Below are 12827 nucleotides of genomic sequence, written 5' to 3'. Positions count from 1 at the left end.
TCGACCTGCTCGCGCAGCGGAGAGCGATGCGCGACGAGCCGGGGGTCGCGCATCGCCGCGGCCGTCGGTCTCACTCGCGCAGGCGGGCGACGATCGCCGCGACCAGGCGCGCCAGCGCCGGCGGGTGCTCGGCGAGGAAGAGGGAGGGCTCGATCAGCTCGAGCTCCATCACCCGCGGCGCGCCAGCGTCGTCGCGGACCACGTCGACCCGTGCGTACAGCAATTGAGCGGCGAGCGGCGCCAGCGCGGCCTCGGCGAGCCGGCGCTCGTCGTCGGCGATCGGCAGCGCGGCCGAGACGCGCTCGTGCTCGCCGGCGAAGCGCGCGGTCTTGCGGATCGCGTGGCTCAGCGCGCCGTCGATCCAGATCAGCGCGCGCTCGCCCGGCTCCTCGACCGCGCGCATGTACGGCTGCACCATCGTGTCGCGCAGGGCCACGTCCGCGGCGAAGCGCGCCTGACTGGCCGCGGCCGCCTTACGCTCGACCCGCCACGTGCCCATCGAGGCGGCCGAGATCGCAGGCTTGACGACCGCACGGTCCCACCCGCGCTCGTCGAGCAGCGCCGCGAGGTCGGGCGCCTGCCCGCGCGCGAGGTGGACCGTGTCGACCACCGCGACCCCGCGCACCGCGAGGCGGGCCAGGTAGCTCTTGTGATAGTTGTCCTCGAGGACAGGCAGCGGATTGTACATTCGCGTGACCGCGGCGACGCGCCGGGCCCACGCGAGGAACTCGTCCGCGTGGTGCGGGTAGTTCCAGGTCGAGCGCAGCACGCACAGCGAGACCTCGTGCCAGGCCGCGGCCGGGTCGTCCCAGGCGAGCACCCGCGGCTCCACGCCCGCGTCCGCGAGGGCGGCGACGAGCAGCGCCTCGTCGGGGTCGGGCTCGGGCTTGTGGAGGCAGGTGGCGATGGCGACGCGCATGGTCGGCGGAAGATAGCCGAAATCGCGCCCGGACGGGCCGGCAGGGTCATGCCTGGGTACGCCGGTGTGCCCCCGGGCCGGCGCGGATCTCGCGGACGCTCCCGCGGCGAACGCCGTCCGCATGGCCAATACGGTGACATGCCTTAAAAGACATCTCGGAGACATCCCCCGTCCCGCGCGAGCGCGCCCGCAGCACCGCGCTTGCGCCCGGCCGCGGTCCACTCCATCGTCGAGGCAGCGGGAGGTCGGTCGCGTGCGGCACGAGACGTATCAGAGGATCGTGTGGTGGTTGTGTCTGCTGGTCGCGCCGCTGGTGCTGGCGGTCATCGAGCTGTTCCACCCGGCCGAGTTCACCGAGCACCCCGGGATGTACCAGTACCTCTCGCAGCCCGAGGCCCACGACGCGACGCACAAGGCGCTGGCGTACTTCGGGCCCGACTGGTGGTTCACCCTGCACATGATCCAGACGCCGATGATGGCGCTGGTCGCCGTCGGCGTGTGGCTGCTCGTCAGCGACGTCCGCACGGTCCACGGCGCGCTGGCGGTCGCGTGCGCGTGGCTGTCCCGGCTCGCGGCCTTCGTGTTCTTGATTTATTACACGGTGCTCGACGCGATCGGCGGGATCGGCCTCGGCCGCACGATCGTCCTGACGCAGGAGATGGTGGCCCGCGGCGAGCTCAGCGACCAGGAATTGCAGGGCGTCATCGTGGCGCTCGACGCGACCTGGACCGACCCCTGGGTCGGCGGCGTCGGCTCGTTCGTCAGCGAGACCGGCTCATGGGCCGCGTTCGCCATGACAGCGCTGGCCGCCGCGGCCCGCTTCTTCGCCAAACAGGGCCCGTGGGCGGCGTTGGTGCTGCTCGGCGCGGCCGGGTGGATCCTCCAGCTCAGCCACGCAGCGCTGCACGGGCCGTTCGCGTTCATGCTGCTGGCCGCCGCCGCGATCTGGCTGGCGTGGTGGGAGCGGCAGCAAGCGAAGGCGAAGCCCTCGCACTGATCGGCCACTGGACTTCCGCTACGCGCGGCCAACTGGACGCGCGGCCGCCTTGGCCAGCAGGAGACAGCCTCCAAACGCCTTTACGGAATACGCAGACGTAATAGCTAACCCTCACTGGACGGTGAGCGAGGAGAAAGCTTGTCTTGGGCTCGGGAGCGCGTTTCGGGGAGTGCAGACCCTCTCTAAGCGCAACCTGAAACCCGCAAATTTGAGCCAAGAGACCATTGTGACCTAAATCACACATTGCAACTTTCCTTCGACCTGTATCCCAAGCTAGACATGGCTGCATGTTCGCAGAGTACCTTGAGGATCTCGATGCTCTTGTTCTGTCTTGCCGAAGTCTTCAATCAAAGACTTATCTTCAAGAATCCGTAAGGGCCTATCGCGCGAGCGCGTATCGGGCGTCAATTGTCGCATGCTGGATCGCCGTCGTATGTGATTACATTCACAAACTGGAGGAGTTAAGTTTAGGAGGAGATGCGCAGGCCCAAAATCAACTACAAATTCTCTCAAAAGCTCGTGATAATCAAAACGTCCAAGGTCTTCTAGACTTCGAGAAGCGAGTTTTGGATAATGCGCGAGACAGTTTCGCCTTTATCTCAGCGAGTGAACACCACGACCTAGCGCGGCTGCAAGAGGATCGGAACCGATGCGCTCATCCTGCATTCGACAGTAACGGACAATTATTCAACCCACCGGCTGAGCTTGCGCGTCTCCACATTCTGAAATTCCGTTCACATTCTCCTCGCGCTTCCGCCGACACAAGGCAATTTGCCATTCAAACCTTGGCAGCCGACGTCGAATCGGTCCACTTTCCAAAGCACTCAGCGGATGCCATCAAACACTTCAAGCACGGCCCTCTTTCAAGACCCCGGATGCTCTCGTACGCAATTTCGTTCTAGCCCTTTTGAAGTATTTGCTGGACACCGAAAATAAACTCACCTGGAATGCGGCTCTTCGAGGGGCAGCGGCGTTGTCAGCCGTTCGAGAAATGCATCGAAGCATCGCCGAGGCAGTACTGCAGCAAAGCCTTAACACCGCGCTCCACGCTGCATTGATTCTGAATAGAGGAAATGCCGCGATCCGCTTCTCTCCTTGTTGACGACATCTGGCCACTCATTAACGAAGCTAATCAAGAATCTCTACGACGACTACTCAGTGAGTCACCTTTTCCCGAAACCCCAGAGCTCATCCCGTCGGCCCTTCATCATCCTAACCTTGGCGAGGTGGCTATAAACCGTGCTCGAAACGCCACCCGATTGCATTTAGAAGCGATGACGGCTTGGGCAATCCTATCTGGAGATAGCGAAATTTCTCTCGAATCAAAAGAAGCGATAATTGAACTAGCCATCGGCGAGTATGCAAGATCTCGGCAGTACCGCGACGCTCACCAGTGGGCGAGAAATATGATAATTCCAATAATTCCACACATGAACGCACAACTGATACGCTCTCTCATCAAAACCATGGGAACCTCAGACCAGATCAAGCCTTCCTGGAACGCAAGAGATGTGGTAGTGGCTTGTTCTCAAACAGAAATGATTCCCGCGGAGGATTTCAGCATCTTGGTGCAAGAACATGGCCTGACTTCTTTGTGGCACCCAACTGAAACACTTGCATTAGATTTTCCTACAGGAGAGAAATTTGAACCGCTTGTCTCGGAGATTGACCTTGATAAGCTTAAGAAGATATGAACAGCAAGCCGAAGGTGCTCGGTCATTTCTCCAAACCGAGGCCAGCTTCGGACGACTTACGGCGGAACGAGCCTGCTCTTGGGGGTCAAGAAACGCGCTCGCACGGAATGAAACGCCGCTCACCGCCCCGCGCGGCCGAGCTGGGCCAGCAGAAAGGCCGCCTCGAAGGCGCGGCTCTGCAGCCATTCGTGGCGGCTGCTCGGGCCGGCGTGGCCGGCGTGGGCCTCGGTGCGCAGCAGGGTCGGGCCGCCGCCGCGGGCCAGGCGGCGCAGGCGGGCGACGTAGCGGGCCTGTTCGTGGTAGGCGACGCGGGCGTCGGCCAGCGATGATTCGACCAACAACGCCGGATAGGCGCGCGGGCCGAGGTTCGAATAGGGGCACCAGCCGCGGATGACGTCGTAGTCGGCGCGCACGGCGGGGTCGCCCCACTCCTCGTATTCGGTGGTGGTGAGCGGCGCGGTCGGGTCGGCCATGGTGCCCACTGCGTCGAGGAACGGCACGCGCAGGACGGCGGCGCGGAACAGCTCGGGGCGCTGGTTGAGCGCCGAGGCGACCAGGGCCCCGCCGGCGCTGTCGCCGGCGACTGCGAGCATTTCCGGGGTGGTGTAGCCGCGCTCGACGAGGTGGGCCGCGACCGCGAGCAGGTCGTTCACCGCGTTCATGCGCCCGCGCCGGCGGCCGGCCTCGTGCCACGACTCGCCGAGCTCGCCGCCGCCGCGCACCCAGGCGATCACGAAGTCGACGCCGCGGTTCATCACGGCGCAGCGGGCGGCGTCGAAGTCGGGGTCCCAGGCGAAGCCGTAGGAGCCGTAGGCCTCGAGCAGGATCGGCCGCGGCCCTTGGTGCGGGCCGGCGCCGGCGAAGTACATGTAGAGCAGTTCGGTGCCGTCGTCGGCGCGCGTGGAGGCGAAGGCGCCGAGGTTGCTGCCGCAGGCGGCCGGCGCGGGGCGGCGGTGCACCAGGGTCTCGGCCCCGTCGGCGAACGCGAGGTCGACGGTGTCGTCGGGCGCGTGCACGGCGGTGAGGTGGACGCGATAGTGCGTGGCCGACGGATCGGGGTTGTCGCCGGGGCTGATGTCGACGATCTCGCCTGTCCGCGGGGACAGGCCGCGACCGCGCTCCGCCGTGCCGGCGCGCGCGGTCCGGCCGGTCTGGAGGTCGAGGAACACGAGCCGCGGAAAGCCGCGCTCGCGCTGCAGGAGGGCCAGGTGGCCGGTGAAGGCGTCGAGGTGGGTGATGGCGACGCCGGGCCGCTCGCCGACGACCTCGCGCCAGCGCGCGGGGGCCGGATCGTCCTCGGCGGCCGCGACCACGCGGAAGTGCGGAGCGCCGCGATTGGTGCGAACATAAAAATCGTCGCCGGCGTGATCGACGTCGTAGAGGTGGCCGGGCTCGCGGGCGGCGATCACGGTCCAGGGGCCGCCGGGCGCGCTCGTGCGGGCGACTCGCACCTCGGCGGTGGTGGCCGAGGCGCTGCGGGCCAGCAGCCATTCGCCGGAGCGGCTGCGCTCGACGTAGACGTCGAAGCGCGGGTCGGCCTCCTCGAAGATCGGGCGATCGTCGCCGCCGAGGATGCGGCGGCGCAGCGCGTACGAGCGGAAGGTGTCGTCGCGCACGGTGTACACGAGCTCGCGGCCGTCGGCGCTCCACGCCGCCGAGGTGATCCGATCGATCTGCTCGGACCGGACCACACCGGTCGCCAGATCTTTGATATAGAGGGTGTAGTTCTCGCCGCCGACGTGGTCCAGCGAATAGGCGAGCGCGGCGTTGTCGGGGCTGACCTCGAACACGCCGAGGTCGAGGAAATCGCGGCCGCGGGCGAGGCGCTGCAGGTCGAGGATCACCTGCGGTGATTCGCCGGGGGGCGCGTCGATGCGGCGGCGGAGGTAGACCGGGTGCTCGTCCTGGCGGCGCTGGCGGGACCAGTACAGCCATTCGCCGCGGCGCACCGGGGCGGTCTCGTCGTCGACGTAGGCGATCGCCTCGATCTCCCGCTCGAGCGTGCGCCGGAGGGCGCGATGCGGCCGGAGCTGGGCGTCGGCGTGGCGGTTCTCGGCCGCGAGATGGGCGCGCACGGCCGGATCCTCGGGGCCGGCGCGCAGCCAGGCGTACTCGTCGCGCAGGGTCTCGCCGTGCAGCGTGACGGCCGCGTCGTCGCTCGTGCGGGCGACCGGCGCCGGGGCGCCGGCGAGGCCGAGGACGAGCGCGAGGGCGCGGAGCATGGCGTGACGATGCCCGCGGGTCGGGCCGGCTGTCCAGCGCCGGGGCGCCGCTGCGAGGTCCGGAGCACACGCGCGGGCGCCGGTCGACCGCTCGCTGCATGTTTGTATGCGCCGGAGCCGCCCATCCGGCGAGGAAAGCCCCGGCGACGCCGCTGCGGGCGACGCACGTGAATCCTCGCGGTCGACGAGCTCGCACCCCGCAACGACCCGGTGACGTGCCGGCTGGGCTGCGAGCGGCGAGCGCGGTAAGGTCGAGGTCCACGGAGGACACGGATGCCTTACGACCAAGGAGTGGCGAACCGGCTGCGGACGGCGGTGATGCGCGCAGGGCCGCAGGGGCTCGTCGAGGAGCGCAAGATGTTCGGCGGCATCGCCCTGATGCTCGACGGGAGCATCGCCTGGGGGGTGCTGGGCAGCGACCTGGTGATTCGCGTGACCGACACGGCGGCGGCGCTGGGGCGGCCGCACGCGCGGCCGTTCGACTTCACGGGTCGGCCGTCGCGCGGGCTGGTGTATGTGGCGCCGCCGGGGTTCGCCGCGGAGGCCGACCTCGATGCGTGGGTCGCGCTGGGGATCGCCGGGGCGCGAGCGAAACGAGCGACGCCGAAGGCGCGGGCGCCGAAGGCCCGGGTCCAGGCGCGGCAGAGCGGTCGGGCGCGAGCGGCGAGGACGGCCGTGCGGTCGCCGCACTGAACAGATACAAATACGGACATGTCTCTTGCGACATATGATACGGGCCGCAGGTCGGCTCACCCGCGCCGGAGCGGCCGAACGCGATCGACGAGGACGGAAGCCGTCCCGTTCTCGTCGCTCGCCGGCCGGAGCGTGTTCGTGCTGGGGTCCGCGGAGGGCTGCGACCTCTCCGCGCCGGAGGCGGCATGAAGCTCTACATCCGCACGCAGGAGCCGGGGGACCGGCGCGACCGGCAGCCGCTCGAAGGCCAACGGTCATCTGAACCGGCTCGCCTCCCAGCGCACGATCCACGCGTTCGTGTGGGAGGGCTGCCATACGCTGGTCACCGAGGACCAGAAGTTCACGCTCGGGACGCACTACGTCGATCACGACTTCGGTCCTCACGTCGTGCCGGTGTTGACGGTCACGCTGGAATGGTTCGACGAGAAGGTGCGATTCGACGCCGACGTCGTCGGCGAGGTCGAGGCGTTCGACCCCGCGGAGTGACCGCGCCCCGTTCAGTACGGCCGCCGCTCGTCGGACCGAGCCTCGGACGACATGTCCTCCGAGACATGTGCCCATTGCGCCGCGCGCAGCTCAGCGCGGCCGGCTCTCGACGCCGGCCAGGCGGAACTTGCCGGAGCTCGCGGGCAGCAGCTCGGGGCGGCGCGCCGCTGGACGCGGGCGCCGGGGCCCAGCGCGGCGTGTAGGGCCGCGATCACGTCGGGCAGGCATTGTTCGGCGAAATCCTCGGCGGGCAAGTAATCGAGGCGGTACAGCGCCTCGCCGCGCTGCAGCAGGCAATAGCTGACGAGCCCGCGGGCGGCGGGGGCGAGCGCCCGGTCGACCGCGGCGGCGGTGAGGCGCCGGCCGTCGGGGGTCCGGACGCTGTCGACCGCGCGGCCCTCGAGGCTCGCCAGGGTGTCGGTCTCGCTCCACGCGCACGTGCAGGGCGCGTCGGCCGGGCGCGCCAGGTCGCCGGTGGCGTAGCGCAGGAGCGGCATCAATCGCTTGTCGAGGGTGGTGACGAGCAGCTCGCGGGCGTCGTCGCCGGCCCCGTCGTCGCGCAGCTCGACGACGAAGCTCCGGGGTTGACGTGATAGCGGCCGGCCTCGCACTGGACCGCCAGCGCGCCGTACTCGGTCGCGCCGTAGGCGTCGTACACCGGGCATTCGAACGTTCGCTCGATGACCTGCCGGTGGAGCGCGCTGCACAGCTCGTACGCGGTGATCACGAAGCGCAGCCGCGGCAGGGGCAGGCGCCGGCGCAGCGCCTGATCGGCGAACATCGCCAGGTACGACGGATCGGCGAGCACGTAGGCCGGCTCGTGCTCGCGCAGCTCGGCGGCCATCTGTTCGAGCCGCGCCGGCGACAGCGCGGCGATGTCGAGCCCGCTGTCGAGCGACAGCCGCGGGCCTCGGGTCCGCTCGGCCCGCGAGGCGCCGCGCAGGTGACACTCGCTGCCGTCGCAGAACGGAGTGGTGAGCCGGCAGAAGCGCTCGCCGCGGGCGGCCTCGACGACACGATTGAGGGCCCAGGTGTGCGGCTGCGAGGCGTCCCAGTCGGCCAGCGAGCGCACGACCTGCTGCCGCTCGCCAGTGGTGCCCGAGGTCGAGAGCCAGCGGATCCCGCCGGCCGGCATGCTCGCAGGCAAGAACTCGTCGAAGTGGGAACGCACCGCCGCCTTGTCGAGCACCGGCAAGCTGGCCAGATCGATCGGCGAATCGTCGCCGGGCGGCTCGGCCGGCAGCGTCTTCGCGTAATAAGGCAGCTCGCGCAAGCGCGGCAGCAGGGCCCGCAGCTTGTCATTCCATCGATCTTCGTAGTGGCGGCGCCGCGTCTGCCGCTGGCGCTCGCGCAATTGCTCGCGCGTCCGATCGGGCGCTTCGAGCAGGCCGAGCTCGGCGAACGCGAGCAGCCACGCGCGGACCAATGCCTCGTCGATGTCGGCGTCGAGCTGCTGGCCCGCGCTCGCGGCGGTGCGGCCGACGTCGCCGTGCTCGGCGAACGTCCGCAGCAGCACCGCCTGCGCCGGCGACAGCGCGAAGGCCCGCCCGGTCTGCGGATCGACGAGGAGCGCCCCGTCTTCGGAGGGCGCGTCCTGCCACCGGAGGTCCGCCCGCAGGCGCGGCGGGTCCGGCGGCGAGGGGGCCTCATTGTTCAGACGTCACCGCCCCCGTCGTCGCCGCCCTGACCGCCGGCGCGGATGTGGCTCGCGATCCGGCCGATGTCGCGGCGGAGCGCGTCGGCGGCCTTCTCACGGCGCTTGCGGTCCTGCTCGGCCGGCTGGGTCTCGGGGCTCTGGGTCTCCTGAGTGCGCGGATTCTTGATCGCCATGCGGGTCTCCTACTCCCGTCAATCAAAGACGGGCGGGCAGCGTAACCTCGGCGCCCGCGGCCCGTCAAATCCGAGCCCGCGGGCCGAAATGCGGGGACCGCTCATTGTTCACAGCACGCCGGGCACGATCGCGCGAGTCGTTATCGAGCGACCCGCGGCGCGCCCTCGAGGATCGACACCCACGCGGCCGTGGGCGCGACGCGACGCAGGCGCAGGCCCGCAGTCGCGAACAGCTCGGCGTATTCGCGCCGGGTCCGCTCGCGCCCGCCGTACATCACCAGCATGTGAAGATCGGCGAGGCGATCCGCCGAGGCGCGTCCGCCGGCCGGCAGCACGCGCTCGACCACGACCACCCGCCGGCCGCGACAGTTGCGCAAGATGCGGGACGCGTCGTCGTCGTCGTAGCAATGCACCACCTCGGCCAGCAGGTAGACGTCGTGGCCGGCCGGCAGCTGCTCGCGCGCGTCGGCGACCACGACCTCGCAGCGCTGGCCCCAGCCCTGCGCCTGCAGCCGCGCCCGCGTCCGCGCGGCCACGTGCGGGGCCTCGACGACGATCCCGCGGACACCTGGCCTTCGGGACAGCAACGCGACCAGCAGCTCGCCGCCGCCGCCGCCGACGTCGACGACCGTGCGGGCGGCGCCGAGGTCGAGCGCGGCGACGACCGCCGGGTCGCGGCGCGCGGCCCTGCGGGCCCGCTGGGCCTCGGCGACGGCCATGGCGGCCTCGTCGGTCGCCAGGTGCTGGTGCAGCGAACGCCCGAAGGCGTGGTCGAAGGCCGGCTGCCCGGTGGCCACGCTGTGCATCACGGAGCCCCAGGCGAGGTGTTGCTCGTGGCCGGCGAACAGGATCGCCGTCCGGCGCGAGCGCGGGTGGTCGGACAGCAGCGGCTCGGCGGCGCGAGTGAGGCGCCAGCGGCCGTCGCGGGCGCGGGCGAACACGCCGACGCTGGCGAGCGCCCGCAGCACCCGCGCGAGGGTGGCCGGGTGAGCGCCTGTCTGTTCGGACATGTCCTCGAGGGCAAGCGGGCCGGCGACCAGCAGATCGGCCAGGCCCAGGCGCGCCGCCGCGTAGAGCAGCTGCGGCACGACGTAGGCGCCGACGGTGAGCCAGAGCTCGTCGTCGACGCCGCGCCTGCGGGCCATCAGCCGGCTCCCCGGCGCAGCAGGGCCCGCAGGCCGTCGCGCAGGCGCAGCACGTCGGCCTCGGTGTTGTAGAAGGCCAGCGAGGCGCGCAGGGTGGCCGGCAGGCCGAGGGTCGCGTGGAGCGGGTGGGCGCAGTGGTGGCCGGCCCGCGTCATCACGCCGAAGGTGTCGCTCAGCACGCGGGCGACGTACTCGCTGCCGAGCGCGCCGTCCTTCGCGGTGACGGTCAGCATCGGCGCGCGCGTGGCAGCCGGCGAGTGAACGTGAAGCCCGGGCAGCGTGGCCACCTCGGCGTCGAGCAGCTCGCGCAGCGCGTCCTCGTGGTCCTCGATCGCGTCGAGGCCGATGTCCTCGAGGTATTCGACGGCCGCGCCGAGGCCGATCGCCGCGGCGATGTCGGGCGTGCCGGCTTCGAGGCGCCAGGGCAGCTCGCGCAGCTCGTAGTCGAGGTCGAGGCCGACGTGCTTGACGCAGCCGCCGCCGAGGTTCGCCGGCGCGAGGCGTTCGAGCGCAGCCTGGGTGCCGTAGAGCACGCCGCTGCCCGGCGGCGCGAACAGCTTGTGGCCCGACAGCGCGAGGTAGTCGCACTGCAGGCCCTGCACGTCGATGCCGCGGTGGGCCGCGAGCTGGGCCGCGTCGACCAGGAGCGGCAGGCCGTGGCGGTGGGCCAGCGCCGCCCAGTCCTGGACCGCCACGTAGACGCCGGTGACGTTGGAGCAGGCGGTGACCGCGAGCAAGCGCGTGCCCGCGTCGATGGCCGCCTCGGCCGCGGCCAGGCTCGGCAGGCCCGCGGCGTCCAGCGGCACCACGCGCACGTGGCAGCGCGTCCGCCACGGCAGCAGGTTCGAGTGGTGCTCGAGCGCGCTGACGACGACGTTGTCTCCGGGCTGCAGGCCGAGCCCGCCGGCGACCAGGCCGATCGCCTCGGTGGTGCCGCGCACGAACACCACCTCCGACGCGCGCGCCGAGGAAGCGAGCGACGCGGCGGCGGCTGTCCTCGTAGGCCTCGGTCGCGCGGTCGGCCAGAGCGTGCTGACCGCGGTGGACGTTGCCGCTGTAGTCGGCGAGGTAGCCGCGCACCGCCTCGATCACCGGCCGCGGCTTGAGCGTGGTCGCGGCGTTGTCGAGGTAGACGATCGGCGCGCGCTCCGAACCTCGCTGCAGCAGCGGGAAGTCGTCGCGCAGCCGGTCCACGTCGAACAGCACCGCAGAGCACTGTACGGGCCAGGCGTGGGCCCTTCAAGCGCGCCGGCCCGCGCGTGCCCGCGCGAGGCCGACGAACTCGCGCGCTAGTCGGCGACGGCGACGCGCACCGGCAGGTCGAGGATGTCGCGGAAGATCGGGTGGTTGCCGTACACCGGCTTGCCCGCGAGCTCGAGCGTCGGGTAGCGGGCGAGGAACTGCTGCAGCGCGGTCTCGGCCTCGAGCCGCGCGAGCGAGGCGCCGAGGCAGAAATGCGGGCCGTGGCCGAACCACGGGCTCGAATTGGTGCGCCGGCGGATGTCGTAGACGTCGGGGTCGGCGACGAACTCGGGGTCGCGCAGGGCGCTCTGCGTATTGAGGAACAGCGGCTGACCGCGGTGGAACTCGACGCCGTTCCAGCTGAACGACTCCTCGACGAAGCGGGTGAGCCCGCCGCCGCGGCCGAACGCGTTGTAGCGCAGCGTCTCGTCGAGCGTGGAGCGGGCCAGCGACGGCTCCGCGCGCAGGAGCGCCAGCTGGTCGGGGTGGCGCAGCAGCTCGAGGATCGCGTAGGTGGTGAGGTGCACCGTCGTGTCGGAGCCGCCGACGAGGAGGCCGCCGATCAGCGACTCGAGCTCGCCGTCGCTCAGGCGGTCGGCGTCGTCGCACGCGCTGATGAGGTGGGTCATCAGGTCGTCCTCCATCGGATGCGCGCGGCGGTCGGCGATCACGGCGCGCACGATCTCGCGGCCGCGCGAGATCGCCGGCATGTACGAGGCGAACCGCTCCGGCGACAGGCCGGGGAAGATGGTGGCGATGAGCGCGTCGGCGAAGGCCAGGAACTCGGCCTCGAGGCCGGACGGGATGTTGAGCATCGCCGCGATCACGCGCACCGGATAGGTCTGGGCGAAGTCGCGGAACACGTTGATGACGCCGCGCTCCGGCAGCTTGGCCAGCACCTCCTGGATGATCTGGGCGACGCGGGGCCGGTGCGCCTCGAGCTGGCGCGGCCCGAACAGCGGGGTGACGAGCTTGCGCACCCGCGCGTGGGCCTCGGGCCGCATCATGAACAGGTCGTTTTCCCGCACGGCGACGTAGTCGGGCCAGGCCGCGCGCAGCTCGGGCGAGAAGCCGCCGCCGAGCGTCGGATCGGTGCCGAGCCGCGGGTCGCGGATCAAGGCCATGACGTCGCGATAACGGAACACGATGTGCCCCTTGACGTGGTCCCACGCGTAGATCGGCGCCTCCTCGCGGAATCGACGGAAGGTCGGATACGGATCCTCGACGAACAAGGGGTCGAACGGATCGAACTTCAACTCGGACGGGGCGCTCGCTTCCAGCATTGGCCCCACGTAGCACATCCCCGCCGCAGAATCGACGGACTCCGGCGGCCACGCGCGCGCCCGCGACCGCCCGCGCGAGCCGGCCTCGGCCTGGCCAGGGACACGCGCGGCAACCGCTGCGCGCGCGCGAGCCCCGGAGCGCCGCGACGAAATCACCGCCGGGTACACACCCTATTGTCGCCGCGGGAGACTGTGGTGATTGGGACGAGGCAGACCCCGAGCGGGCTGACTCACATGTCCCCGAGGACATGTGAGCGCGCGCGCAAAGCCGCGGCCGCTCGCCCCCAAGCGCCCGTTCGCCGCCCGCGCAGGAGCC

12 protein-coding genes and 1 pseudogene are annotated in these 12827 nt (G+C 70.4%); 5 read left to right on the top strand and 8 right to left on the bottom strand.

Annotation, left to right across the window (positions count from 1 at the left end; all coding sequences use genetic code 11):
- Positions 1 to 70 precede the first annotated feature (70 nt).
- Positions 71 to 919, bottom strand: coding sequence for an ATP-grasp domain-containing protein (locus OV079_RS01040; RefSeq protein WP_267765708.1), 849 nt, complete (start codon positions 917 to 919; stop codon positions 71 to 73).
- A gap of 253 nt (positions 920 to 1172) precedes the next feature.
- On the opposite strand from OV079_RS01040, the gene OV079_RS01035 reads away from it, so the two are divergent.
- The 3 genes from OV079_RS01035 to OV079_RS01025 all read left to right on the top strand — a co-directional run bounded on the left by OV079_RS01035 (position 1173) and on the right by OV079_RS01025 (position 3610).
- Entirely contained in the window at positions 1173 to 1916 is a 744-nt protein-coding gene (locus tag OV079_RS01035) for a hypothetical protein (RefSeq protein ID WP_267765707.1), read from the top strand.
- A gap of 287 nt (positions 1917 to 2203) precedes the next feature.
- A complete protein-coding gene (locus OV079_RS01030) occupies positions 2204 to 2818 on the top strand; it encodes a hypothetical protein (protein WP_267765705.1) in 615 nt (204 codons plus the stop codon).
- Positions 2819 to 3142: 324 nt separating this feature from the next.
- Positions 3143 to 3610 carry a hypothetical protein gene (locus OV079_RS01025; RefSeq protein WP_267765704.1) on the top strand — a complete coding sequence of 156 codons (468 nt, stop codon included), beginning with the start codon at positions 3143 to 3145 and terminating at the stop codon, positions 3608 to 3610.
- A gap of 119 nt (positions 3611 to 3729) precedes the next feature.
- On the opposite strand, the gene OV079_RS01020 is transcribed toward OV079_RS01025, so the two are convergent.
- The gene (locus tag OV079_RS01020; RefSeq protein ID WP_267765703.1) at positions 3730 to 5832 is read right to left on the bottom strand and encodes a prolyl oligopeptidase family serine peptidase; all 2103 of its coding nucleotides are present in this window, start codon (positions 5830 to 5832) and stop codon (positions 3730 to 3732) included.
- 273 nt (positions 5833 to 6105) lie between these two features.
- On the opposite strand from OV079_RS01020, the gene OV079_RS01015 reads away from it, so the two are divergent.
- Together OV079_RS01015 and OV079_RS01010 are read left to right on the top strand one after the other, a co-directional pair.
- Complete coding sequence (locus OV079_RS01015; RefSeq protein WP_267765702.1) at positions 6106 to 6525, top strand: TfoX/Sxy family protein; 420 nt, start codon at positions 6106 to 6108, stop codon at positions 6523 to 6525.
- Positions 6526 to 6822: 297 nt separating this feature from the next.
- Positions 6823 to 7011 carry a hypothetical protein gene (locus OV079_RS01010; protein ID WP_267765701.1) on the top strand — a complete coding sequence of 63 codons (189 nt, stop codon included), beginning with the start codon at positions 6823 to 6825 and terminating at the stop codon, positions 7009 to 7011.
- Between the two features lie 11 nt (positions 7012 to 7022).
- On the opposite strand, the gene OV079_RS01005 is transcribed toward OV079_RS01010, so the two are convergent.
- The 6 genes and pseudogenes from OV079_RS01005 to OV079_RS00980 form a co-directional block, all read right to left on the bottom strand.
- Positions 7023 to 7508, bottom strand: coding sequence for a hypothetical protein (locus OV079_RS01005; protein ID WP_267765700.1), 486 nt, complete (start codon positions 7506 to 7508; stop codon positions 7023 to 7025).
- The gene (locus OV079_RS01000) at positions 7508 to 8527 is read right to left on the bottom strand and encodes a phenylacetate--CoA ligase family protein (protein WP_267765699.1); all 1020 of its coding nucleotides are present in this window, start codon (positions 8525 to 8527) and stop codon (positions 7508 to 7510) included. Before OV079_RS01000 ends, OV079_RS01005 begins: the two co-directional genes overlap by 1 nt.
- A gap of 137 nt (positions 8528 to 8664) precedes the next feature.
- On the bottom strand, positions 8665 to 8841 hold the full coding sequence (locus OV079_RS00995; protein WP_267765698.1) for a hypothetical protein: 177 nt from the start codon (positions 8839 to 8841) through the stop codon (positions 8665 to 8667).
- 140 nt (positions 8842 to 8981) lie between these two features.
- Positions 8982 to 9986: a methyltransferase gene (locus OV079_RS00990; protein ID WP_267765697.1), complete on the bottom strand. Its 1005-nt coding sequence runs from the start codon at positions 9984 to 9986 to the stop codon at positions 8982 to 8984.
- Positions 9986 to 11066, bottom strand: a pseudogene (locus OV079_RS00985) (aminotransferase class V-fold PLP-dependent enzyme). Before OV079_RS00985 ends, OV079_RS00990 begins: the two are co-directional and overlap by 1 nt.
- A 209-nt stretch (positions 11067 to 11275) precedes the next feature.
- Positions 11276 to 12511: a cytochrome P450 gene (locus tag OV079_RS00980; protein WP_267765696.1), complete on the bottom strand. Its 1236-nt coding sequence runs from the start codon at positions 12509 to 12511 to the stop codon at positions 11276 to 11278.
- Positions 12512 to 12827: the final 316 nt, after the last annotated feature.

Origin of the sequence: Nannocystis pusilla, from assembly GCF_026626665.1 — a bacterium.
Classification (GTDB): Bacteria; Myxococcota_A; Polyangia; order Nannocystales; family Nannocystaceae; genus Nannocystis; species Nannocystis pusilla.
This window is presented reverse-complemented; position numbering and strand designations above follow the sequence as displayed.

Excerpts from the sequence above, each read along its gene's own strand:
- OV079_RS01040 (WP_267765708.1), bottom strand. The coding sequence starts at position 919 with ATGCGCGTCGCCATCGCCACCTGCCTCCACAAGCCCGAGCCCGACCCC.
- OV079_RS01030 (WP_267765705.1), top strand. The coding sequence starts at position 2,204 with ATGTTCGCAGAGTACCTTGAGGATCTCGATGCTCTTGTTCTGTCTTGC.
- OV079_RS01020 (WP_267765703.1), bottom strand. The coding sequence starts at position 5,832 with ATGCTCCGCGCCCTCGCGCTCGTCCTCGGCCTCGCCGGCGCCCCGGCG.
- OV079_RS01015 (WP_267765702.1), top strand. The coding sequence starts at position 6,106 with ATGCCTTACGACCAAGGAGTGGCGAACCGGCTGCGGACGGCGGTGATG.
- OV079_RS01005 (WP_267765700.1), bottom strand. The coding sequence starts at position 7,508 with ATGCCGCTCCTGCGCTACGCCACCGGCGACCTGGCGCGCCCGGCCGAC.
- OV079_RS00995 (WP_267765698.1), bottom strand. The coding sequence starts at position 8,841 with ATGGCGATCAAGAATCCGCGCACTCAGGAGACCCAGAGCCCCGAGACC.
- OV079_RS00990 (WP_267765697.1), bottom strand. The coding sequence starts at position 9,986 with ATGGCCCGCAGGCGCGGCGTCGACGACGAGCTCTGGCTCACCGTCGGC.
- OV079_RS00980 (WP_267765696.1), bottom strand. The coding sequence starts at position 12,511 with ATGCTGGAAGCGAGCGCCCCGTCCGAGTTGAAGTTCGATCCGTTCGAC.